Source organism: Stutzerimonas sp. R40042, assembly GCF_026642215.1.
In the GTDB taxonomy this organism is placed as follows: domain Bacteria; phylum Pseudomonadota; class Gammaproteobacteria; order Pseudomonadales; family Pseudomonadaceae; genus Stutzerimonas; species Stutzerimonas frequens.
Genome location: NZ_CP113258.1, coordinates 3,973,254 through 3,996,140, shown reverse-complemented (window position 1 = coordinate 3,996,140; position 22,887 = coordinate 3,973,254). Strand labels below are relative to the sequence as shown.

The following is a 22,887-nucleotide window of genomic DNA, read 5'->3' as shown; positions in this document are numbered from 1 at the left end:
TACGTCTGCTTATCTCGACCTATGCTCAAGGCAAGGCGCGATGTCGCGGGTGAGGAGTAAAGATATGCAGCGCAAGGTGTTCGATCGCAAGGTGTTCAACCGCAAACTGGTGCTGATCACCGGTGGCTGTGCCGGAATCGGCCGTGCCCTGGCGGTGCGGATGGCCCAGGCCGGCGCGCGGCTGGTGATCTTCGATCTGCATCAGGATGCGCTGGATGGCTTGGTGCAGCATCTGGCCGATCACCACAACGCCGAGGCGCTGGGGCTGTGCTGCGACGTCAGCGATGCCGAGGCGGTGCAGCGCGCGGTGACGCTGGTGATCGAGCGTTATGGCGGCATCGATGTGCTGGTCAACAATGCCGGCATCACCCATCGCAGCCCGGTGGCGAGCACCAGCCTGGCGGTGTTCCAGCGGGTGATGGCGGTGAACTTCTACGGCGCGCTGCATTGCACCCAGGCGGCACTGCCCAGCCTGATCGCCCGGGACGGGCAGATCATCGTGCTCAGCTCGCTTTCGCAGTATGCCCCAGTGCCCAACCGCGCCGCCTACAACGCCAGCAAACACGCGCTGCACGGGCTGTTCGAGACGCTGCGTGGCGAGCTGAGCGATACCGGGGTGCATGTGATGCTGGTCTGCCCCGGTTACACCGCCACCGACCTGCGCAAGAACGTGCTGGTCGGCGACGGCTCCACCGCGCCGTCGCCGGTGCTGGACATCGGTCGGGTCGCCTCGCCACAGGATGTCGCCGAGGCGATCTACCAGGGCGCGCTGCGTCGGCGCCCGCTGCTGGTGCACTCCAATCTGGACTGGAAGGCGCGACTGCTGGCGCGCTGGTGTCCGCGGCTGTACCAGCACCTGCTGCTGCCACGGCTGCTCGGCAGTCGAACCTGATGCTCCGCGGTCACTCGCCGCTGCCGTAGAGCTGCTCCATCAGCGCGGCGTCCCAGTAGGCCGCCTCGATCTTGTGGCCATCCAGATCACGGACGAAGCACCCGTAATAGGGCTCGCCATACTCCGGCCGTGGTCCAGGGGCGCCTTCATCGACCGCGCCGGCGGCAATGGCGGCTCGGTGGAAGGCATCCACGGCAGCCTGATCGGCGGCGAAGAAGCCCACATGGGTGCCGTTGCCGACGGAGGCCGTGCCGCCGTCGAACGGGCGCTGGACCCAGAATTCCGGGTATTCGCGGCCCCAGGCGACCGCGCCCGGGTGTTCGAGGATGCGTTTGCAGCCGAGGGTGGCGAGGACCTGGTCATAGAAGGCAACCGCCTCGTCGAAGCGATTGCTGCCCAGGGAAATGTGGGAAAGGATGCTGGGGTTCTGTTCGGCCATGGTGCGTTCTCCTTGAATGGCCAAGCAAGCCTAGCAGGCCGTCGGTGCCTGGCCGCGGGACCAGCCGAACGGCGACTCAGCCGGGCTCCGACTGCCTTGCCGGCGGTTCGCTGCAGAGCATGAAGCAGCGGAACAGCATGATGGTCGGCAGCAGTTGCAGCAGGCCGACCACGCCATCCAGCAGCATTGCCGGCAACAGCGGTGGCGTCTGCTCGGCGAACAGCTGAGCGGCGATCCAGACCTCGAGCATCCAGACCGGCAACAGCACGGTCATCACACAGCCCAGGATCAGCAGGAAATGCCCGCGGGTGAGGAGGAAGCTCTGCTTCAGCGCTGCCAGCGGTGTCAGCCCGCGCAAGACCAGCAGGTACTCGGCGAAGGCGATCTTGACCATTACCCAGATGCCCGGCAGCACGAACAGCGAGGCGCCGAGCAGGATCAACAGCGTGCCCAGCCCCGAGAGCACCGCCAACGCCGGCCACAACGGCAGCGCCCGGGCATAGACCGCGCCGAGAGCCGGATCATGGCCACGGCTGCGCGCGTCCAGAAAGAGGATCAGCGCGCCGACGTACAGCGGGTAGAAGATCAGGCCCACCAGCAGGTCCAGGGCGGGCAGCACGTCTTCGCCGAGCCAGTGATCGAGCGCCAGGCGCGTCGCGCTTTCGAGCAGGATCAGCGGCAGGCAGAGCCGGACGATGGTCAGGAAGTGACGGGAGTAGAAGAACCAGGCGTCACGCAGGATGGCAAGAACGTTCATTGCAGACCGAAGGTGAGGTAGTCGTTTCGGGGCGCCACTGTAACGGATGCGGCAAGGACGGGACATGCGCGATTTCGCCGTCCATACTGGCGGTCCATTCAGATTTCAGGCTGCCGCGTGAAGAAGATCGCCCTGTTCGCCGATGTGCAGAACCTCTACTACACCGTGCGCCAGGCCCATGGCTGTCATTTCAATTATTCGGCTCTGTGGGCTGATGTCAGCCGGCGCGGCACTATCGTCGAAGCCTATGCCTACGCCATCGAGCGCGGCGATGCGCGGCAGCAGCAGTTCCAGCAGATCCTGCGCAACCTTGGCTTCACGGTGAAGCTCAAGCCCTATATCCAGCGCAGCGACGGCTCGGCCAAGGGCGACTGGGACGTGGGCATCACCATCGACGTGCTGGACGCGGCGGCGCGGGTCGATGAGGTGGTGCTGGCATCCGGCGACGGCGATTTCGATCTGCTGCTCGAGCGGGTGAGGGCCGGTGGCGCCGAAGCGACAGCCTACGGCGTGCCGGGCCTCACCGCGCAGTCGTTGATCCGTGCGGCAACGCGTTACGTGCCGATCGAGGGTGATTTGCTGTTGCGTGGCTGAGATCCGCCGCTTTGAGAGAACGACGATTGTCTGCCAACGGGGCGACTCGGAGTTGCCAGTGTAGGGTGGATGACGCTCCACCCATCCACCGCAGCGGAGCCACGCCGTGGAAAATGCTGCGCAGTTTTCCACCCTACGCCTCCAACCCAGAGGCGCTGTGATCGCAGGTGGTGACGCTCCACCCAACCAGCGAAACGACGTCAGGCTTTGCCGAGAGCCGCCAGGCGCTTGCGCACCGCCGCTTCGATGCCGGCTGCATCCAGGCCGCATTCGGCGAGCATTTCGCTGGGCTTGGCGTGCTCGACGTAGTAGTCCGGCAGGCCCAGGTGCAGGATCGGTCGCAGTACGCCTTCGGCGGCTAAGAACTCGGCCACCGCGCTGCCGGCACCGCCCATGATGCTGTTCTCCTCGACCGTCACCAGCAGCTCGTGGCTGCCCGCCAGTTCGCGCAGCAGGGCTTCGTCCAGTGGTTTGACGAAGCGCATGTCGACCACCGTGGCGTCCAGCGCCTCGCCGACCTGCAGCGCCTCGGGCAGCTGCACGCCGAACACCAGCAGCGCCACCTTGCTGCCCTGACGGCGCACCACGGCCTTGCCGATTTCCAGCGGTTCCAGGGCCGGCTCGATGCTGGCGTTGGGGCCGCTGCCGCGCGGGTAGCGCACCGCGGCCGGGCCTTCGAAGTGGTAGCCGGTGGTGAGCATGCAGCGCATCTCGTTCTCGTCGCTGGGCGTCATCACCAGCATGCCGGGGATGCAGCGCAGGTAGGACAGGTCGAAGCTGCCTGCATGGGTCGGGCCGTCCTCGCCGACCAGGCCGGCGCGGTCGATGGCGAACAGCACGTCGAGATTCTGCACCGCGACGTCATGGATCAGCTGATCGTAGGCGCGCTGGAGGAAGGTGGAGTAGATCGCCACCACCGGCTTCAGGCCTTCGCAGGCCATGCCGGCAGCCAGGGTGACCGCGTGCTGCTCGGCGATGGCGACGTCGAAGTAGCGGTCCGGATAGCGTTCGCTGAACGCCACCAGGTCGGAGCCTTCCTTCATCGCCGGGGTGATGCCGGTCAGGCGCGGGTCGGCGGCGGCCATGTCGCACAGCCACTGGCCGAAGACGTTGGAGTATTTCGGCCCCGCGGGCTTCTTCGGCGCTGGCGGCGCGCCGACTGGCTCCAATTTGCTGATCGCATGCCAGGTGATGGGGTCGGCCTCGGCCGGGGCGAAGCCCTTGCCCTTCTTCGTCACCACATGGAGGAACTGCGGGCCGTCGAGGTCGCGCATGTTGCGCAGGGTGGCGATCAGCGTCGGCAGGTCGTGGCCGTCGATGGGGCCGATGTAGTTCCAGCCCAGTTCCTCGAACAGGGTGCCGGGCACCAGCATGCCCTTGGCGTATTCCTCGGTGCGGCGGGCGATTTCCCAGGCACCCGGCAGGCGCGAGAGGATCTTCTTGCTGCCTTCACGCATGCTCGAATAGGTGCGGCTGGAGAGAATCTTGGCCAGGTAGTTGGACAGCCCACCGACGTTGCGCGAGATCGACATGTCGTTGTCGTTGAGCACGACCAGCATGTTGGCGCCGACTTCCGGGGCGTGGTTGAGCGCCTCGAAGGCCATGCCGGCGGTCAGTGCGCCGTCACCGATCACTGCGATGGACTTGCGCTGCTCGCCTTTCAGACGGGCGGCGACCGCCATGCCCAGGGCGGCGCTGATCGAGGTGCTGGAATGGCCGACACCGAAGGTGTCGTACTCGCTCTCGGCCCGACGCGGAAAGGCGGCCAGGCCGTCCTTCTGGCGCAGGGTGCCCATGCGCTCACGGCGGCCGGTGAGGATCTTGTGCGGATAGGCCTGGTGGCCGACGTCCCAGACCAACCGGTCGTCCGGTGTGTCGTAGACGTAGTGCAGGGCGATGGTCAGTTCGATCACGCCGAGGCCGGCGCCGAAGTGCCCGCCGGTGCGGCCGACGCTGTACAGCAGCTCCTGGCGCAGTTCGTTGGCAAGCTCTTCGAGTTCCGCCTCGCCCAGTCGGCGCAGCTGCTCGGGGGTCGCCGCTCGGTCAAGAACGGGCGTCGCGGGGCGCACCCGAGGAATCTCATGGAACGTCTTGGGCATCAGGCGGATCGTTGTCGTTGGAAAAAAGAGCGGCAGTTTACCCGATGGGCCCCTCGATAAGAACGGCCCCGGGTCCGGTAGGGGTTTGACTGCAATTTCGGCGAAAGGTCAATTGCGCCGTTCGACAATGTAGCGCGCCAGCTCGCGCAGCGGCTCGGCGGCGGTATCGAACGGGCGCAGCGCGTGCAGTGCCTGGTCGCGCAACTCCAGTGCATAGGCCTTGGCCGCGTCCATGCCGAGCAGGGCCGGGTAGGTCGGTTTGTCCCGCGCGATGTCGGCGCCTTGGTGCTTGCCGAGCGTAGCGGTGTCGCTTTCCACGTCCAGAATGTCGTCCTGGACCTGGAAGGCCAGGCCGATGGCGCGGGCGTACTGGCTCAGCGAGGCGAGATTGTCGGCATCGGCACGGCCACTGGCCAGCGCGCCGAGCTGCACGCTGGCCTCGATCAGCGCCCCGGTCTTGTGTCGGTGCATCAGCTCCAGGGCATCGCGATCGAGCTTGAGGCCGACCGAGCCGAGGTCGATGGCCTGGCCGCCGACCATGCCAGCCGGCCCGGCGGCGCGGGCCAATACGGCGAACATGCGCAGGCGCAGCGCCGCGTCCTGCGGATTGTGCTCGGCCTGGGCCATGGCCTCGAAAGCGAGACTCTGCAGGCCATCGCCGGCGAGGATCGCGCAGGCCTCGTCGAAAGCCTTGTGCGTGGTGGGCTGGCCGCGGCGCAGGTCGTCGTCGTCCATCGCCGGCAGATCGTCGTGCACCAGCGAGTAGGCGTGGATCAGCTCGACCGCGCAGGCGGCGCCGTCGGCATCAGTCTTGTCACCATTCAATGCTTCGCAGGCGGCGTAGACCAGCAGCGGGCGGACGCGCTTGCCACCGTTCATCACGCTGTAGCGCATGGCCTGGTAGAGCCGCTCGAGCTGCGGCAGCGGCGGGACGAAGAGGGCTTCGAGGCAGCCGTCGACGCGCTGCTGACAGCTTTTCTGGTAGTCGCCGATCATCATGCTTCGGGGTCCGACTCGAAGGGGGCTTCCTGCAGGCTGCCGTCGCGTTCCAGCAGGATCTGCACCTTCTGCTCGGCCTGGCTCAGCGCCGCCTGGCAGTCGCGGGTCAGGCCGATGCCCTGTTCGAAGCAGGTCAGCGAGTCTTCCAGCGACAGCTCGCCGCTCTCCAGGCGCTCCACCAGCTGTTGCAGCTCGGCAAGGGATTGTTCGAAATCGAGTGCAGCTTTCTTGCGGGCCATGGCGGGAACCTGTCGTCGGCGGCGAGTCGGAAACGGGCGCGACATTAGCAAAGAAACGCCAGTGGCAGCCACAAGGTTTGCCCGCGTGATGTGTATCAACCTGCGTAGGTCGGCGGAGTGCCCTGCAACCCGCGCCGCCGCTCAGTGGTCCTGCTCGCGCAGTCGCCTTTCCCGTTCGGCGAGCGGCAGCTTCGGACAGCTGTCGCAGAGTTCGCCATCGGCGCGGCGAAAGTGCTGGCAGCACGCCTTGCGCTGCAGGCCCAGGCGCGTACCGCCAGCGGCCAGCGGTACCGCGAGCAGGCCGCTGGCGCCGGACATGGCGCAAGCCCCCAGCCAGACGTCAGCCGCCCGGCACAGTTGCAGGTTGCCGCAACCGTCGAGGCGCTGGCTATGCAGCAGTGCGGCCATGACGCAGTCGGCCGCCAGCCGCTGCGCCAGCTTGGCGTGCAGCCCGAGCAGCGGCCCGCTGACGGCCTGGGCCTGTTCACAGAAGCCACGGATCTGGGCGCCGGCATGGCGCAGCAGGCGCTGGGGCTCGCCCTGCAGTGGCTGGTGATCGGGCAGGCAGAACCCGGCGACGAAGCCCTGTTCGACGCCCTGCGCCAGGCCGTCCAGGCACGGGGCCTGGCCGGCCAGGCGCACCGCGAGCACCTGCAGGTAGATGGGCTGCCAGACCAGCAGCGACCAGCAGCGCGCCGCCCAGTAGTGGCGGCCCGCTTCCGGACAGGCCTCCCGCCAGTGCGCCAGCAGCCTGGCCACAGACTGCGGATGCTCCAGCGTCAGCTCGTCGGCGCGGGGTGCGCCGACCCGGCCATCGAGGCCCGGCAGCACGCGACGCAGGCGCAGCAGCAGGCTGCCCAGCGCATCCGTGGGCGGCCAGCGCGCTTCAGCGCTCCGGTGCATAGCGCGCCACGGGGTTCTTCAGGGTGCCCGCGAATTTCAGCGCTCCGGCCGGATCGGCGAGGTCGAGCATCTGCCGGTTGTTGCCCAGCTGCAGGCGGTTCAGGCAGGAGCGGGCGAATTCCTCGGCGAACAGGTCGTAACGGGCGAACTTGTCGCGCAGCTGCGGCTGGCTGGCCTGGTAGTCGGCGATGCAGTCGGCGACCTGCTGCCAGAAGCGCTGCTCCGGCAGGCCGCCCTGTTCGTCGAGAATCTGCGCCAGGTAGCGGAAGAAGCCGTCGAACACGTCGGTGAAGATCGACAGCACCTTGAGCTCGTCCGGCACCGAGACGGCGAGACGGCCGACCGCTTCGGGAATCTTCGCCTCGGCATCGAGGATCACCGCTTCCTCACCGATGTCCTTCATCAGCACGCGGACCGGCACATGGTCTTCCAGCACCAGGATCAGGTTTTCGCCGTGGGGCATGAATACCAGGTCATGGGCATAGAAGCAGTGCAGCAGCGGCTTCAGGTAGGCATTGAGGTACTGCCGCAGCCAGCGGTCGGCGGTGAGTCCCGAGGCGCTGATCAGCGTCGGCAGCAGGGCGCGCTCGTCGCCGTCGCTGTGCAGCAGCGCGGCCATGGTCATCAGCCGCTGGCCGGGTTCGATGTGGCCCAGCGGGCTCTCGCGCCAGAGCGCCGAGAGCATCTTGCGGTAGGGGCTGCTGGCCGGCAGCGCCTGCTCGTAGTAAGGGTTGCGATAGCCGATCGCCGCCACCTCGCGCAGCAGCTGGAAGCCGCAGTCGCGCAGCAGCGGGTCGCGCGCCACGCGGCCGGCGAGGTAGGCGTTGATCGCCGGGGTCGCCTGCATGTAATAGGGCGACAGCCCGCGCATGAAGCCCATGTTGAGGATCGACAGGGCGGTCTTCACGTAGCGCCGCTGCGGCTCGCTCTGGTTGAAGAAGGTGCGGATCGACTGCTGCGCCAGGTAACGGTCGTTGCTCAGGCCGAGATAGACGATCTGCCGGTTGGCGATCTCCGCGGCGAAACCGATGGCCAGGATGTTGTGCCACTGCCAGGGATGCGCCGGCATCAGCAGATAGTCATCCGGGTCGAGCTGCAGCGCCTGCAGCTGGTTGTGGAACACGCCGAGCTGGCCACCCAGCTCCTCGCGCAGCAGGGTCGCCTGGTCGAGCCCGTCGATGGCGCTGTAGCTGGCGCGGCTGCGGTGCACGGCGAGCCAGACCAGACGCACCGGGCTGGCGGCTTCCGGCGCGTAGGCCCGGTAATCCTGGGCGTCGAACCCCATCCGCCCGTTGTTGGCGACGAACCCCGGATGACCTTCGCGCATGCCGGTCTCGATCTGCTGGAAGTCCGACAGGGCCAGCTGGGCCGCGCTCAGCGGGCTGTTGGCGAGCTTGTAGGCGCTGCCGAACAGGGTGCTGCTGATCTCGTCCAGGTAGAGCGGCAGGTTGGTTTCGGAAAGGCCGAGGACGTCGCTGAACTCGATGATGAATGCAAGGGCATCCAGCGGCTGTGGTTCCCCGTTGCTGAGCTTTTCGATGGAGACGGTGGCGATCGACCAGTGATCCAGCGCCAGCCGCTGCGCCCTGAAACGGTACTCGGTCGAGCTGTCCGGCACGGCGACGCGGTAGTGGCTGTCGCCCAGCGGCTCGGGGCTGAGCAGCTTCTCGTGGCTGAACTCGGCAAGGGCCTTTTTCAGCAGCAGGCGATTGGCGCGGGCCCAGAGTTCGGCTTGCAGATGGTCGGTGGCCAGGTCGCTGGTAGCGGTCGGCAGGCGTACGAGCTGATTCATTGCGGGTTCTCCTGAAGGGTGGCGAGGAACTGCGCACGGGTGCAGAACGCCAGGCAGGCGTCCTTCTCCGGCAGATGCATCAGGCACTGATAGACGAAGCCGACCCGGCGGTTGAGCGCATGTACCTTGGCGTTGCGGGCGTCGGGCTCGACGACGATGCGGCGGGCGAAGGGGTCGGCGAACTGATAGGCGAGGATGCTGCGCATCACCTCCAGGCTGAAGCCGTGCACCGGGCGCTCGCAGGGGGCGAGCAGCAGGTGCATGCCGCGGTCGCCGGGGCGCACCTGATAGTGGTCGGCGAGCCGGTCGTGGGCCGGGTGGTAGCCCTCGAACAGGAAGGCCGGCTCGCCGTTCCACAGGCCGAGGGCGATGTCGCGGTGGCTGCTGCGCTGGATCTCGTCAACGTAGTCGGCCAGCTGCGTCAGGCTCATGTGGCCCATGCCCCAGAAGCGCGCGTAGTCGCGGCGCAGCCAGTTCTGCAGCAGCGGCAGGTGCTCGGCTTGCAGGGTTTCGAAATGCATCGCGCCAAGGGTGCAGTAGCGGACGAAGCGCGGACCGTCCGCGCGGGAAAGAGCGGTGTTCATGGTTTGGCTCCACAGAGAGGCGCCCCGGCCGGTGCTGAAACCAGCAGCCAGCGCAGGGTGCATGCGGTGAGAACGAGGCCCAGCGCCGAGAGCAGGAACGGCGCGGCGAGGCCGGCATCACGTACCACCACGCCGGCCAGCCAGGAGGCGGTGAGTACGCCGAGGTTCTGGAAGATGTTGATCAGGCTGTAGTCGCGGCCGTAGTGCTCCGGCCGGCTGAGGGCGAACAGTCGCGCATCCAGCGCCACGGTGAGCTGGTACAGCGCCCAGCCGAACAGCACGCGCCCGGCCAGCACTAGCGGCATCTGCTCGACGCCCTGCAACGCCAGCCCGGCGGCGCCGAGCAGCAGCCAGGCGGTCAGGTGCTGCCCGGCGTGGTAGTGCAGGGCGAGGGCGAGCAGTGCCAGCATGCCGGGAATGGCATAGACCAGGCCGGTGATCCAGCTGGCCTGTGGTCCGCCGAGCTGTTCCCAGTACAGCGTGAAGAACGGCCGCGCCAGGTAGACGCAGAAGTAGAAGGCCAGCATCAGCAGGCACAGCCGGGCAATGGCCAGATGCTCCTCCCGCGGCCTCGGTGGCGTGCTCGCATCGACCCGTGCCGGTTGCGGCGCATGGCGCAACAGCAGCAGGCTGACGGCCATCTGCACGAAGTCCATCAGCCCCATCAGCACGAACATCCGCGCCGGACTGAGGTAGTGCAGCACGCCGCCGCCCAGCGTCGCGCCGGCGATTGCGCCCAGGTGCACCGCCACCGAAAGCAGGCCGATGGTGCGTACCTGCTGGTCGGTGCCTACCAGGCCCATGACGTAGGGATACATCAGCAGGTAGCTGGCCTTGAAGGCGATCATCGCCAGCGACACCGGCCAGAACAGCCACTGCCGGTCGATGGCCGCACAGGCCAGTGCCAGCACGCCGGCTAGCAGCTGACCGACGATCAGCAGCCGCAGCGGGTGAGCATGGCGTGCAAGGCACACCCACCCGGGCAGTGCGAGCATCGCCACCAGGCACACCGCGGCCAGGTACAGCCCGACCTGCTCGCTGCGCAACTCGCCGAAACGCTCGGCGAAGTATTGCGGGTAGAACGGCATCAGCAGGCTGTCGCCGAGCACGGCCAGCAGCGTCATGCCGATCAGTGCGCGTCGCAGCGTCATCGCGCCGCCACCGCGCCTTGGGGCGTGAGCGGCTGCGGCAGGCTGAACTGCTGGAAGGCGATCTTCGTCTCCACCGCGTAGTGCTCGCGCCCGCAGATCTCGCGCAGGATGCAGGCGTTGCGGTAGCAGCCCATGCCGAGATCCGGCGTCACCAGGCCGTGATCGGCAAGCCCGGCGTTCTGCACGAAGACCTCGCCGCCGTTGCGGTCGATGCTGTAGTTGCGCGCCACGGCGAAGCGCTCCGGCGCCTGCCAGACGATGCGTTCGGCGATCGGCTGGATGAAGCGTGGCAGGCGGTACTGATATCCGCTGGCCATCACCAGCGCCTCGCAGCGGTGCCGGTAGCTCTGCTGCAGTTCGTGCTGGAAGAACTCCAGCTCCAGCGTGCCGTCGGCCAGGCGCTGGCAGCGGCGCAGTTCGGCGTTGGTCAGCAGCTGGGTCGGCACCTCGCCCTTGAGGCTCTGGTTGTACAGCTCGTCGTAGATGGCGTTGATCAGCGTACCGTTGATGCCCTTGTACAGGCCCTTCTGGCTGTCGATGAGCTTTTCCCGGGTGCTGCGCGGCAGGCTGTGGAAGTAATCGATGTACTCGGGGCTGGTCATTTCCAGCGTCAGCTTGGTGTATTCCAGCGGGAAGAAGCGCGGCGCGCGGGTGATCCAGTTCAGCTGATAGTCGTGGCGGTCGATTTCCTGCAGCAGGTCGTAGTAGATCTCCGCCGCGCTCTGGCCGCTGCCGACCACGGTGATCGAGCGCTTGCCCTGCAGGCGTGGCTTGTCCTGCAGGTAGGTGCCGCTGTGGCTGACGTGGTCGGCCAGGCCTTCGCAGCAGCTCGGCAGATAGGGCGTGGTGCCGGTGCCGAGTACCAGGCGGCGGGTGAGGAACTCGAAACCCTCGCCGCTGCGCGCATGTACCCCGCGCACGCGGTAGCAGCGACGCTCGTCGAGGTAGTCGACGTGCTGGACGAAGTGCTCGAAGCGCAGGTTGTCGAGCTGCTCCACCACCCATTGGCAGTACTGGTTGTATTCGCGGCGCATCAGGAAGAAGTCTTCCTTGATGTAGAAGGCGTACAGCCGCCCGATCTGCTTGGCGTAGTTGAGAAAGCTGAAACGGCTGGTGGGGTCGGCCAGGGTCACCAGATCGGCCATGAACGGCGTCTGCAGGGTGGCGCTGTCGAGCATCATGCCGGGATGCCAGTTGAAGCCCTCGGCGCGGTCGAGGAACAGGCAGTCGAGTCCGTCGATGGGCTCTGCCAGGCAGGCCAGGCCAAGGTTGAACGGGCCGATGCCGATGCCTATGAAGTCGTAGATCTTGTTCATGAGCGATCTCCTACTGGTTGACGGTCGTCGAGCAGGCGGGCGCCGTGGTCACGAATCAGCTCGACGATGGCGCGCAGGTCGTCCAGCGTGGTTTCCGGGTTGAGCAGGGTGAACTTGAGGTACTGCCGACCCTTGACCACGGTGGCGGCAATGACCGCCGCGCCGGAGCGGAAGATCGCTTTGCGGATCTCGCGGTTGATCTCGTCCAGGCGCTCGTCCGCCACGCCTGCGGCGACGAAGCGGAACACCAGCGTGCTCAGGCGCGGGGCGAAGACTTCGAAGGCCGGGTCGTCGGCGAGCAGGCGATGGGTGTCGGCGGCGCGGTCGATGACTTCCTCGAACATCGCGCCGAGATGCTCGGCACCGAGGATGCGCAGGGTCAGCCAGAGCTTCAGCGCGTCGAAGCGGCGGGTGGTCTGGATGCTCTTGTTGACCAGGTTCGGCGTGCCCTCGCGGGTCTGGCTGCGCGGGTTGAGGTAGTCGGCGTGGTGAGTGATGTAGCTCAGGTGTTGACGCTGGCGAACGAAGAAGCCGCTGCAGCTGACCGGCTGGAAGAACGACTTGTGGTAGTCCACGGTGACCGAGTCGGCGTGTTCGATGCCGGTCAGCCAGCCGCGGTAGCGCGGCGCGACCAGCAGGCCGCCGCCATAGGCCGCATCGACGTGCAGCCAGACGCCGTAGTGCTGGCACAGCGCGGCGATCTCCGGCAGCGGGTCGATGCTGCCGAAGTCGGTGGTGCCGGCAGTGGCGACCACGGCCATGGGCAGCTCGCCCAGGCGCTGACAGTCCGCCAGCGCCTGGGCCAGCGCGGGCACGCTCATGCATTGGGCACTGTCGGTTTCGATGCTGCGCACGGCGTCGTAGCCCAGCCCCAGCAGCGCGGCGGATTTCTGCACGCTGAAGTGGCTGGCGCGGGAGGCGAAGATACGCAGCCCGGCGGCCTCGGCCGGCAGACCATGACGCAGATTGCCGCCGTGGCCGGGCAAGCGGTTGCAGAGGTGCTCGCGGGCCAGCAGCAGCCCCATCAGGTTGGACTGGGTGCCGCCGCTGGTGAAGACGCCGTCGGCCTGACTGCCGAGGCCGATGCGCGCACAGGTCCAGTCGATCAGGCGTTGTTCGATCAGCGTGCCGCCGGCGCTCTGGTCCCAGGTGTCCAGCGAGGAATTGATTGACGACACCAGCACTTCGGCGAGCAGCGCCGGCAGCACCACCGGGCAGTTGAGATGGGCGACGTAGCGCGGATGGTGGAAATACACCGCGTCGCGCAGATAGAGCTGATCCAGCTCGCGCAGCGCGGCACCGGCGTCGCCCAGCGGGCGCTCCAGATCGACGCGTTCGAAGTCGGCGGCCAGTTCCTGCGGAAGGATGCCGCTGAACGGCTGCTGCTGGCGCTGCAGACACTGCTGCACCAGGTTCAGACCCTGCTGCATGAGCTGGCGGTAGTCATCGTGACTGCTGCGGGTGAACAGCCCGTTGCTGACGGGGCCGGGGGCGAAGGGCACTACGGTACTGGACGGGGTCATGCACATTCCTCGGGCCGAGCGCGGCCGCGACCCGGAGCGGGCCGTTTTCGCGGCTTCGGTGGTTTCTTGTCTGGCGGCTGGACCGCACGAAAGCATCTGCGAGGATGCCGGTTAATCGAGAATAACTCTCAATTGCGCAAGGGCACAGGCAAGACGAATCAGCGCGGAAAAACCATTACGGTGTCGAAGAAAAAAATTACGGGCGCTCCAGCCGCTGGCGCGCCTTGGCCAGCTGTGCGATCACGGTGTTCACCGAAATGCCCAGACGCTCGGCGATCGCGGCCTGGCTGAGACCTTCCAGCCGGGCCAGTTCGAACACCTGGCGACAGCGTGGCGGCAAGTCGTCGAGCTGGCGCAGGACGCATCGCAGCGCACACTGGTGTTCCACCAGCCCGCAGGGGTCGGCCTGCACGGCCTCGATCAGTTCCAGCGGTGCCTCGTCGCCAGCACCGACAAGCGCGCGATGGCGCAGGGCATCGCGCAAGAGATTGGTGGCGATGCGAAAGAGATAGGCCTTTGGATTATCGAGACTCTGCTCGGGCATGACCTGCGCCAGTTTCAGCCAGGCATCCTGAGCCAGGTCCTCGGCCAGCGCACGGCAGCCGCCGAGACGCGTCAGATGGGCCACCAGCCGTTGGCGGTGATGGACATAGCATTGCAGACAGGCGTCGGGAATCTTGTTGTTTTCGCGCATGGGAGCGTGCCACCGAGAGGGGCAACGAAACTATCCCAGATGCGAACTGTTCGCAATTGCAGGCTTAATGCTGGCACGCCGGCCGGCGAATCAGCCGTCCAGCGGCAGCTGCAGGGTGATCGGCCGGTTGCCATGATGCAGGCGGCATTGGGCGGCGGGTAGCGGCCGTGCGTAGTGGAAACCCTGCAGGCTGGGGCAGCCGTTGAGGCGCAGAAAAGCCGCCTGGCGCTCGTTCTCCACGCCTTCGGCGACCACGTGCAGGCCGAGGTGACTGGCCATGGTGAGGATGCCTCGCACCAGCGCGACGGACTGCTCGCTATCCGGTAGTCCGCTGACGAATTCGCGATCGATCTTGATGCCATCGAAGCGGAAGCGTTGCAGATAGGTCAGCGAGGCATAGCCGGTGCCGAAGTCGTCGAGCAGCAGCGGCAGCCCGGCGGCCTTCAGGCGGCCGAGGGTCTGCTGGACATGCTCGTCGGCTTCGAGCAGCGCACTCTCGGTGACCTCCAATTCCAGCATGCTCGCCGATGCTCCTTCTTCTTCGAGAATTGCCAGCAGGCTGCCGGCCAGATCCGCCTGGCGGAAGTCCAGTGGCGAGAGGTTGACCGCAATGCGCAGTGCATGCCCCATGGCGTGCCAGCGACAAGCCTGGCGGCAGGCTTCGCGAAACACCCAGCGGGTCGCCTCGATGATCATGCCGCTGTCTTCCAGCACCGGGATGAACACCCCGGGCGGCACCAGGCCTCGCTCCGGCGAGTTCCAGCGCAGCAGGGCCTCCATGACTTCCGGTTCACCCTGGGCGTTGACCTGCGGCTGGTAGTGGAGCACGAACTCGTCGTGATCCAGTGCGCGGCGCAGCGCCTGCTCCAGTTCATGGCGTTGCGCGGCGGCTTCGCTTAGGGATTCGTTGTAGATGACCGTGCAGTTGCGCCCCGCGTCCTTGGCCGAATACAGCGCCAGGTCCACCTGCCTGAGCAGGTCGCTGGCACTGTGCCGGCCGTCGCTGATGGCAACGCCGATGCTCGGGCTGACGTAGCACTCGTACTGGCCGATGCGTACCGGCGGCTGGAAGCCTTCGATGATGCACTGGGCCAGCTGCTCGGCGCGGGCGTGGTCGCTGCCGTCGAGCAGCAGCATGAATTCGTCGCCGCCGCTGCGTGACAGCAGCGCATGCTCGGGCATCAGCCGGCCCAGGCGGTCGCCGATCTGCACCAGCAGCTTGTCGCCGATCTCATGGCCGAGGCTGTCGTTGATGCGCTTGAAGTGGTCCAGGTCGAGGTAGAGCAGTGTCAGCGGCAGGCGCGCCGCGAGCAACTGTTCGAGGCGCTGCACCAGGTAGTTGCGATTGGCCAGCTGCGTCAGCGGATCGAAGTGGGCGAGAAAACGCAGGCGCTGTTCGGCGCGCAGGCGGTCGCTGATGTCGCGCAGCAGCACGAGGAAATGGCGAACGCCGTAGCGCTGGAATGGCGTGCAGCTGATCTCCAGCGGCACCTCCCGATCATGACGGCGACCGGTCAGCTCCAGCGGCGTGTTCGCCGGGGTGCTCAGCAGCCGGGTGGTGGCGTCGCTTTCCAGCAGACGATCACCCGGCAGGTTGCCCAGCAGCTCCGCCGGGGTACAGCCGAACAGCGCTGCCGCCGCAGGGTTGGCCTGCAGCACGCGCAGCTCGCGGTCGACCACCAGCATGCCGATCGGCGCGGTGTCCACCAGGTCGCGGAAAAGCTGCTCGCTTTCGCTGAGCGCCAGCTGGCGCTCGTGCAGCTGGTTCATCATCCGATTGAGGGTTCTGGCCAGCCGGCCGATCTCGTCGCGGCCGCCGACCGACAGGTTCTGCGGTTGCTGATCGATGGCGAACTGGCGTGCGGCCTGGTCGATGCGGGCCAGGCGGCGCGTCAGCAGGCGGCCATAGAGGCGGTTGAGGATCACGCCAAGCAACAACAGCAGGGCCAGCGTTTGCACGAGGTAGAACCAGGCCTCGCGCTTGGTCTGCGCCAGCATCGGCGCGAAGTCGTACTCCACCAGCAGCGCTTCGCGCAGCGGCGTGCCGTCCTGGGCGACGCGGTCCAGCGGGTAGATCGCCAGCTGCCTGGAGCCTTCGCCGAACCAGCCCGCGCGGCCGCCGTGCACCTGTTTGGCGAGTTCGCCGGCATCGATCAGCGTCAGGCGCTCGGGGGACAGACCCAGCTGGGTCGTGGCGATCACCTGTAGCCCACGGTCGATCACCATCGCCCAGCGCACGCCTTCCAGGCTGGCCAGATCGGCCAGCTCGGTCTCCAGCTCGGCGTTGCGGCCGAGGCGGCGATGATCGCTCAGGCTGCTCTGCAGCAGGGCAAGATGCTGCGAGGTGTGGTTGCGCCAGCCGGCGAGGTTTTCCTCGATACGGGTCGGCAGGTGCCAGGCGGTCAGCATGACCGTGAACAGCAGACCGAAGATGCCCAGCAGCAGGGGCATTGATCGACGCAGCGACAAACTTGTCAGCATGTTGGGCCCTCGCAGCGAGCGATCAGATTGACCGGGCTCGAACCGTTGAGCAGCCGGCGTTCGCGCAGATACTGGCTGAGCTGGCCGATGCTCTGCTGCAACTGGCCCTCGTCGAACCACCCACGGTTGACGGCGCGATCACCCATCAACAAGCCGTCGAGGGTGACCTGCAGTGCCATCGGCGTCAGGCCGAGGCGCGCATGCAGGCGTGGATCGGTTTCGCCGCGATTGTCCTGCCAGGTGCGCAGCGCATCGAACCAGAGGGCCCGGAGGCGCCGGCGCTGCTCGCGGGTGACGCGTTGCCGGTCGACCACCAGGACGTCGACGATCTCGCCCGGCAGCCGGCGGCTGTCGAAGATGCGCCGGGCGCCCTTGCTTTCCAGCGCCGGGCCCTCCGAAGCAAAGGTGATGACAGCGTCGACATCGCCGGCGGCGAAGGCGGCGGTCTGCTCATGCACTGGCAGGCTGACCACCTGCAGATCGTCGATCCGCAGCCCGGCCTGATCCAGCACGCGGGAAAGGAAGTAGGCGCCCAGCGCAGTGTTCTCCACGCCAATGCGCTGGCCGGCCAAGTCCTTGAGGTTGCTCAGCGGCGCGCGGGCGAACAGCGCATCGGCGCCAGCTGAGACGTTGGTGACCAGAATGATCTCCAGGTCGAGCTCCGCCGCGCTGTCCTGCAGCAGCAGCGTTTCGTCGAGGGTGAGCATGGCGGCGTCCAGCATGCCGTTGCGAAAGCCGCGCAGCACACCTGTGGTGTTCGGGTATTCCACTAGACGAATGCCGCTGGGGGCAGTCCAGCCCAGATCGTCCGCCAGATAGATCGGCGCATAGCCAAGCCAGCGGTTGCTGCCGATACGGATCGACTCCGATTCGGGCTGGCAGCCGAGCAAGGCGACAAACAACAGCAAGAGGATTGAGCCCCGAACCATGCGATCACTCCGTGATACCTGTTAGCCACCATAGCGAAACCGTGCGGTCACGGGAATCCCTTCGAAAGCAGGGGATATAGGCACGACGTATCGGCGGTGCGCTGAATCGCATCAGCGCCGCTCGTCTGCAGCGGCACCGTGCTCAACTCCGGCAAGTGGCACGGGCATAGTCGGTGATCAACCTGGGCAGGTTTTCCAGGGCCTCGGTGCTCTGTGCGGCGCCGATCTGCAGGGCCTCCTTGGGCATGCCGAAAACCACGCAGCTGGCTTCGTCCTGGGGCCGGCGTGCAGGTGCTCGCTCGCTCGGGCGCCGCAGAACCGTCCAGACGGTGGTGCCGGGTAGGAGAGCCGAGCAGTGCCCGGCTCACCGGCACCTAGACAGCCGTCAGCGTGCCCCTTCGAGCTGCTTGCGCTTGGCCCGTCGCGCCAGCATGTTCAGCACCTCGATGCCCGCCGAGAACGCCATGGCGGCATAGACGTAGCCTTTCGGCACGTGGGCGCCGAAGCCTTCGGCGATCAGGGTCATGCCGATCATCAGCAGGAACCCCAGGGCCAGCATGACCACTGTCGGGTTGTCGTTGATGAACTTGGCGAGCGGGTTGGCCGCCACCAGCATCACGGTCACCGCAACGATTACCGCGACCACCATGATGGCCACATGGTCGGTCATGCCGACGGCGGTGATGATGCTGTCGATGGAAAACACCAGGTCCAGCAGCAGGATCTGCGCGATTGCCGAGCCGAAGCCCATGGTGACCGCGTTGCCGACCGACTTGCCCTCGAACATGTCGCCGCCCGGCGTCGGGTCCATGCTGTGGTGGATTTCCTTGGTCGCCTTCCACAGCAGGAACAGGCCGCCGGCGATCAGGATCATGTCCTTCCAGGAGAAGGCATGGCCGAACGCCTCGAAGACCGGCTCGGTCAACTGGACGATCCAGGCCACGGTCCCCAGCAGGCCCAGGCGCATGATCAGGGCCAGGCCGATGCCGATGCGTCTGGCCCGTTCACGATGCTGCTCCGGCAGCTTGTTGGTCAGGATCGAAATGAAGATCAGGTTATCGATGCCGAGTACCACCTCCATGGTGATCAGCGTGGCCAGGGCCACCCAGGTGGTGGGTTCGGAAAAAAGCTGGATGAGCGATTCCATCGGAAATCTCGGGCTGGTGGCAGTCAGCCTCCGCGCGCAGCTGCACGGGGCGGCGAATCTTAGCGATAACGCTGTTCGTAGCGATGCAGATTGAGAGGCTGATTTGTATCAAGTCGTTCCCGACTTGGGAGCCGACAGAACTGCGGCGGCGAGCGCCGTGGGAACGGGACGTAGCCAGAGGAAAGCGTGCCGAATTGCAGGCATTAAAAAGCCGGCTTGTGGCCGGCTTTCAGGGGGTGGCGTTGGCTTATTTTTGGTAAGCCGCAACCGCCTTGGTGATTGCGGCACGGGCGGCGTCGGCGCCTTCCCAGCCTTCGACCTTGACCCACTTGCCCTTCTCGAGATCCTTGTAGTTCTCGAAGAAGTGCTTGATCTGCTCGATCAGCAGCGGTGGCAGGTCGGTGTATTCCTTCACGTCCTTGTACAGCTGGGTCAGCTTGTCGTGCGGGACGGCGATCAGCTTGGCGTCACCGCCGGCTTCGTCGGTCATGTTCAGCACGCCGACCGGACGGCAGCGGATGACCGAGCCCGGGGCAACCGGGTAGGGGGTCACGACCAGCACGTCGAGGGGGTCGCCGTCATCGGCCAGGGTGTGCGGGATGAAACCGTAGTTGGCCGGGTAGAACATCGGGGTGGCCATGAAGCGGTCGACGAACAGGCAGTCGGTGTCGTGATCGATTTCGTACTTGATCGGCGCATGGTTGGCCGGGATCTCGATGGCGACGTAGATGTCGTTCGGCAGGTCTTTGCCAGCCGGGACTTTGCTGTAGCTCATGAACGATGGGCTCCTGATCGGCCAGCGCGGCCTGGGGGCGGAAAAAAGTGGGCGCGATTATAGGCGCAATGTCGCGTGCAATGCACGCCGGCTTCGACGCGCCCGGGCTACGCAGGTTCCCGGTAGGCAGGGTGTTCGGCCTGCAGGCGTTGCAGGCGCGCCAGCGGGTCCTGCCGGTAGAACTCCGCCAGCTGCGCATAGACCTCGGGAAAGGCTTGCTGCAGCACGTCCGGTGCGCTGAAGAAGTACTCGCTGGTAACGGCGAAGAACTCTGCCGGGTTCTCGGCGGCGTAGGGGTCGATCGGCGTCTCGGCATCCGGGTCGGCGTCGAGCGTGCGATCGAGCTCGTCGTAGGCCCGCTGCATGGCGCTGGCCCAGGCGTCGATGCGCATCTGCCGGTGCAGCGGCGGCAGGCCGTTGGCATCGCCGTTGAGCATGTCCAGCTTGTGCGCCAGCTCGTGGATCACCAGGTTGTAGGCTTCCCAGCCGCCACTCTGCTGCACGCCAGGCCAGGCCAGGATCACCGGACCCTGCAACCAGGCTTCGCCGCTGTGCTCGGCGTCCCATTCATGCTCGACGCCGGCAGCGTCGCGGTGCTTCTGCGGGCTGAGGAAATCATCGGGGTAGATCACGATCTCGTGGAAGCCGTGGTACCAGCCGAGGTCCGCCAGGTGCAGCAGGGGCAGTTGCGCCTGCAGCGCCAGGCGCAGGCGGTCCTGGGGTTGCAGCTCGACGCCGGCCAGCGGTGTCAGGCGCTTGTCGTGCAGGAACAGCACGGCGCGCTCACGCAGACGATCCAGCTCGTCATCGCTCAGGCCATCGAGTATCGGCAGGCTGTCGAGTACCTGCTGCCACAGCTCAGGCGCGACCGGGTTGCGGGCAAGGACGCGTTTGCGCTGCCAGGCGCGGAAGGACCACATGGACGGAGGCTCCAGCGAAGTGGGCGCCCACATTAAGCGTGGCTGCGGGATGCGACAAGCAGTGAAGTACCGTCGGTCGGTGCGTCATGGGACTGTCAAGCGGGCCGGCTACATCAGGAGAACCACCCACTCGCAAGGAGACCTCAGATGACCGCACCGGATCAGAAACGCCGTCAGCTGCTGCAGGGCATCGGCGCCGGCATCGCCCTGCCGGCCCTGGGCATTGCGCCTGCCATCATCGCCGCGCCGCGGGCGCGCCCGCAGATGCTCGACGGTGTGCAGTCCGGCGACGTGACGGACGGCCGCGCATTGATCTGGAGCCGCTGCGACAGGCCCGGGCGACTGGTCGTCGAGTGGGATACGCGCAGCCGTTTCGGCAATCCGCGGCGCATGCTGTCGTCCATCACCGATGCCGGTCAGGACTTCACCGCCCGCGTCGATCTGCGCGGGCTGCCGGCGGATCAGTCGATCTTCTACCGCGCGCGCTTCGAGGACGCCCGCAGCGGCGTGCTCAGCGAGCCCTGGTTCGGCCACCTGCGCAGCGCACCGACGCGCCCGCGCAATATCCGTTTCGTCTGGGGTGGCGATACCTGCGGCCAGGGCTATGGCATCAACCCGGACTTCGGCGGCATGCGCATCTACGAAAGCATGCGCATGCGCCGGCCGGACTTCTTCCTGCACAGCGGCGACGTGATCTATGCCGATGGGCCGATTCCCGCCGAAGTGACCGCTGAGGACGGCAGCGTCTGGCGCAACCTGGTCACCGAAGAGAAGAGCAAGGTTGCCGAGACGCTCAATGAGTTTCGCGGCAACTACCGCTACAACCTGCTGGATGAGAACCTGCGGGCCTTCAACGCCGAGGTGCCGCAGATCTGGCAGTGGGACGATCACGAGGTGACCAACAACTGGTCGCCGAGCAAGGAGCTGGACGATCGCTATCAGCAGGTGCGCGACATCGACACCCTGGTCCGCCGTGCGCGCCAGGCCTACCTGGAGTACGCGCCGATGCGCGTGGCCCGTGGCGACAAGCTCGGGCGCATCTACCGCAAGGTCAGCTACGGCCCGTTGCTGGACGTGTTCGTGCTGGATATGCGCAGCTATCGCGGGCCCAACACCCACAACCTGCAGGCGGAGCAGGGCGCCGACACGGCGTTCCTCGGCCGCGAGCAGCTGCGCTGGCTCAAGCGCGAGCTGCGGGCCTCGCGCGCAACCTGGAAAGTGATCGCCGCCGACATGCCGATCGGCCTGCACGTACCGGACGGTCCGCGCTGGGAGGCAATCGCCAATGGCAACGACGGCGAGGCGTTGGGCCGCGAGCTGGAAATCGCCGACCTGCTGACCTTCATCCAACGTGCGCGGGTGCGCAATACCGTCTGGCTGACGGCGGATGTGCATTATTGCGCAGCGCACCACTATCACCCCAATCGCGCTGCCTATCAGCGTTTCGAGCCGTTCTGGGAGTTCGTCGCAGGACCCTTGAACGCCGGCAGCTTCGGGCCGAATCCGCTGGACGGCACCTTCGGCCCGGAGGTGGTGTTTCAGAAGGCGGCGCCTACGCCAAACAGCTCGCCGCGGGCGGGCTTCCAGTTCTTCGGCGAGGTGGAGATCGACGCCCAGAGCGGTGCGCTGAGCGTGAGCCTGCGCGACATCGACGGCGCGGTGGTCTACAGCCAGACGCTGGAGCCCTGGCAGCGGGCCTGAGGCGGCTCAGCCGAGCAGGAAGTTGCCGGCGCGCGGCTGACCGTCCAGCGCCGGCACGTCGGCTTCGTCCTTGAGCTGGACGCCTGAGAGCTGCCGGCGGCTGGCTTCGCGCATCAGATAGAGCAGGCGGTGCGCGGCCAGGTTGTAGCTCAGCCCCTCGGGGCGGATGTTGGAAATGCAGTTGCGCTGCGCATCGTGCCGGCCGACCTGCGGTGCCCAGGTGAAGTACAGGCCCAGGCTGTCCGGCGAGCTGAGGCCCGGTCGCTCCCCGAGCAGGATCACCACCATGCGCGCCTTGAGGCGCTGACCGATCTCGTCGGCCACCGCCACGCGGCCCTGTTCCACCAGCGCGACGGGACCGAGGGACCAGCCTTCGGCCTGGCATTGTTCGGCGATCTTCAGTGCCATGGGTGCCGCATGACGCTGCACGGCCAGGGCCGAGAGGCCATCGGCGATCACCAGCGCCAGGTCGCAGCCCTCGCCGGCCTCGGCGTCGAGCGTGGCGGCGCTGGCTTCGTCCAGGCGTCGGCCGAGGTCAGGGCGTTGCAGATAGGTCTGGCGGTCGCTGGCGGCGCTGTGTAGCGGCAGGCAGGCGAGGCCGTACTTGTCCAGCTCGGCGGTCAGCGCTTCGCAGTCCAGCGGCAGGTGCACGGCATCACGGGCCTGCGCGTGGGCGAACTGGAAATCCAGTTGCGCCACCGTCGGCAGACTGGTGCCGGCACGGCCAAGGGCGATGCGTGCCGGGGTCAGCTGGCGCAGGTGCTGCCACGGATTTTCGATGGTGGGCGAGCGGTCGGGCATGGCTACCTCGGAGCGTGGCGGTCAGGCGCGTGAACAGACGCGTGGAAAAGACCTGCGGTCGTTTTCCACCCTACTGGGCCGGGTGATAGCTTCGGCGTAGGGTGGAAAACCGCGCAGCGTTTTCCACGCTGCTGGCGGCGAATGGGGCAGC

The 22,887-nt window shown here is 66.7% G+C and carries 21 protein-coding genes and 1 pseudogene; 3 read left to right on the top strand and 19 right to left on the bottom strand.

Features of this window, described 5'->3' with window-relative positions:
- Window positions 1-64 precede the first annotated feature (64 nt).
- On the top strand, window positions 65-892 hold the full coding sequence (locus OUY36_RS18860; protein WP_267935542.1) for an SDR family oxidoreductase: 828 nt from the start codon (window positions 65-67) through the stop codon (window positions 890-892).
- 10 nt (window positions 893-902) lie between these two features.
- Here OUY36_RS18860 and OUY36_RS18855 read toward each other — a convergent pair whose 3' ends face one another.
- Window positions 903-1,331, bottom strand: coding sequence for a VOC family protein (locus OUY36_RS18855; RefSeq protein ID WP_011914724.1), 429 nt, complete (start codon window positions 1,329-1,331; stop codon window positions 903-905).
- Between the two features lie 76 nt (window positions 1,332-1,407).
- Window positions 1,408-2,088 carry a YciC family protein gene (locus tag OUY36_RS18850; RefSeq protein ID WP_125875678.1) on the bottom strand — a complete coding sequence of 227 codons (681 nt, stop codon included), beginning with the start codon at window positions 2,086-2,088 and terminating at the stop codon, window positions 1,408-1,410.
- Window positions 2,089-2,205: 117 nt separating this feature from the next.
- Here OUY36_RS18850 and OUY36_RS18845 point away from each other — a divergent pair, with 117 nt between their 5' ends.
- The gene (locus OUY36_RS18845) at window positions 2,206-2,682 is read left to right on the top strand and encodes a LabA-like NYN domain-containing protein (protein ID WP_044314537.1); all 477 of its coding nucleotides are present in this window, start codon (window positions 2,206-2,208) and stop codon (window positions 2,680-2,682) included.
- A gap of 200 nt (window positions 2,683-2,882) precedes the next feature.
- Here OUY36_RS18845 and dxs read toward each other — a convergent pair whose 3' ends face one another.
- The 16 genes and pseudogenes from dxs to OUY36_RS18765 all read right to left on the bottom strand — a co-directional run bounded on the left by dxs (window position 2,883) and on the right by OUY36_RS18765 (window position 20,234).
- Window positions 2,883-4,781, bottom strand: coding sequence for a 1-deoxy-D-xylulose-5-phosphate synthase (dxs, locus tag OUY36_RS18840; protein ID WP_267935541.1), 1,899 nt, complete (start codon window positions 4,779-4,781; stop codon window positions 2,883-2,885).
- A gap of 108 nt (window positions 4,782-4,889) precedes the next feature.
- The gene (locus OUY36_RS18835; RefSeq protein ID WP_267938212.1) at window positions 4,890-5,777 is read right to left on the bottom strand and encodes a polyprenyl synthetase family protein; all 888 of its coding nucleotides are present in this window, start codon (window positions 5,775-5,777) and stop codon (window positions 4,890-4,892) included.
- Complete coding sequence (locus OUY36_RS18830) at window positions 5,777-6,019, bottom strand: exodeoxyribonuclease VII small subunit (protein WP_003283056.1); 243 nt, start codon at window positions 6,017-6,019, stop codon at window positions 5,777-5,779. Before OUY36_RS18830 ends, OUY36_RS18835 begins: the two co-directional genes overlap by 1 nt.
- Window positions 6,020-6,160: 141 nt before the next feature.
- Window positions 6,161-6,922, bottom strand: coding sequence for a siderophore ferric iron reductase (locus OUY36_RS18825; RefSeq protein ID WP_267935540.1), 762 nt, complete (start codon window positions 6,920-6,922; stop codon window positions 6,161-6,163).
- Window positions 6,906-8,714, bottom strand: coding sequence for an IucA/IucC family protein (locus OUY36_RS18820; RefSeq protein WP_267935539.1), 1,809 nt, complete (start codon window positions 8,712-8,714; stop codon window positions 6,906-6,908). The genes OUY36_RS18825 and OUY36_RS18820 overlap by 17 nt, the downstream gene beginning before the upstream one ends.
- A complete protein-coding gene (locus OUY36_RS18815) occupies window positions 8,711-9,298 on the bottom strand; it encodes a GNAT family N-acetyltransferase (protein ID WP_267935538.1) in 588 nt (195 codons plus the stop codon). The genes OUY36_RS18820 and OUY36_RS18815 overlap by 4 nt, the downstream gene beginning before the upstream one ends.
- A complete protein-coding gene (locus tag OUY36_RS18810) occupies window positions 9,295-10,449 on the bottom strand; it encodes an MFS transporter (protein ID WP_267935537.1) in 1,155 nt (384 codons plus the stop codon). Before OUY36_RS18810 ends, OUY36_RS18815 begins: the two co-directional genes overlap by 4 nt.
- Window positions 10,446-11,765, bottom strand: coding sequence for a lysine N(6)-hydroxylase/L-ornithine N(5)-oxygenase family protein (locus tag OUY36_RS18805; RefSeq protein ID WP_267935536.1), 1,320 nt, complete (start codon window positions 11,763-11,765; stop codon window positions 10,446-10,448). Before OUY36_RS18805 ends, OUY36_RS18810 begins: the two co-directional genes overlap by 4 nt.
- Window positions 11,762-13,288: a pyridoxal phosphate-dependent decarboxylase family protein gene (locus OUY36_RS18800; RefSeq protein WP_156245156.1), complete on the bottom strand. Its 1,527-nt coding sequence runs from the start codon at window positions 13,286-13,288 to the stop codon at window positions 11,762-11,764. Before OUY36_RS18800 ends, OUY36_RS18805 begins: the two co-directional genes overlap by 4 nt.
- Before the next feature lie 196 nt (window positions 13,289-13,484).
- Window positions 13,485-13,982, bottom strand: coding sequence for an RNA polymerase sigma factor (locus tag OUY36_RS18795; protein ID WP_156245157.1), 498 nt, complete (start codon window positions 13,980-13,982; stop codon window positions 13,485-13,487).
- Between the two features lie 90 nt (window positions 13,983-14,072).
- Entirely contained in the window at window positions 14,073-16,463 is a 2,391-nt protein-coding gene (locus OUY36_RS18790) for an EAL domain-containing protein (RefSeq protein ID WP_267935535.1), read from the bottom strand.
- Window positions 16,457-17,392, bottom strand: a complete 936-nt coding sequence (locus OUY36_RS18785) for an ABC transporter substrate-binding protein (protein WP_267935534.1) — start codon at window positions 17,390-17,392, stop codon at window positions 16,457-16,459. Before OUY36_RS18785 ends, OUY36_RS18790 begins: the two co-directional genes overlap by 7 nt.
- Window positions 17,393-17,534: 142 nt before the next feature.
- A pseudogene (locus tag OUY36_RS18780) lies at window positions 17,535-17,669 on the bottom strand (chemotaxis protein CheB); the annotation flags it as partial.
- A 108-nt stretch (window positions 17,670-17,777) separates the two neighbouring features.
- Window positions 17,778-18,539 (bottom strand): TerC family protein, encoded by a 762-nt coding sequence (locus OUY36_RS18775; protein ID WP_102838714.1) that lies wholly within the window; start codon window positions 18,537-18,539, stop codon window positions 17,778-17,780.
- 247 nt (window positions 18,540-18,786) lie between these two features.
- Entirely contained in the window at window positions 18,787-19,314 is a 528-nt protein-coding gene (gene ppa, locus OUY36_RS18770) for an inorganic diphosphatase (protein WP_063541497.1), read from the bottom strand.
- Window positions 19,315-19,421: 107 nt separating this feature from the next.
- Window positions 19,422-20,234, bottom strand: a complete 813-nt coding sequence (locus OUY36_RS18765) for a zinc-dependent peptidase (protein WP_267935533.1) — start codon at window positions 20,232-20,234, stop codon at window positions 19,422-19,424.
- 147 nt (window positions 20,235-20,381) lie between these two features.
- On the opposite strand from OUY36_RS18765, the gene OUY36_RS18760 reads away from it, so the two are divergent.
- Window positions 20,382-21,935: an alkaline phosphatase D family protein gene (locus OUY36_RS18760; protein ID WP_253749955.1), complete on the top strand. Its 1,554-nt coding sequence runs from the start codon at window positions 20,382-20,384 to the stop codon at window positions 21,933-21,935.
- A gap of 6 nt (window positions 21,936-21,941) precedes the next feature.
- Here the strand turns inward: OUY36_RS18760 and eutC are convergent, their stop codons facing one another.
- Window positions 21,942-22,736 (bottom strand): ethanolamine ammonia-lyase subunit EutC, encoded by a 795-nt coding sequence (gene eutC, locus OUY36_RS18755; RefSeq protein ID WP_267935532.1) that lies wholly within the window; start codon window positions 22,734-22,736, stop codon window positions 21,942-21,944.
- Window positions 22,737-22,887 lie beyond the last annotated feature (151 nt).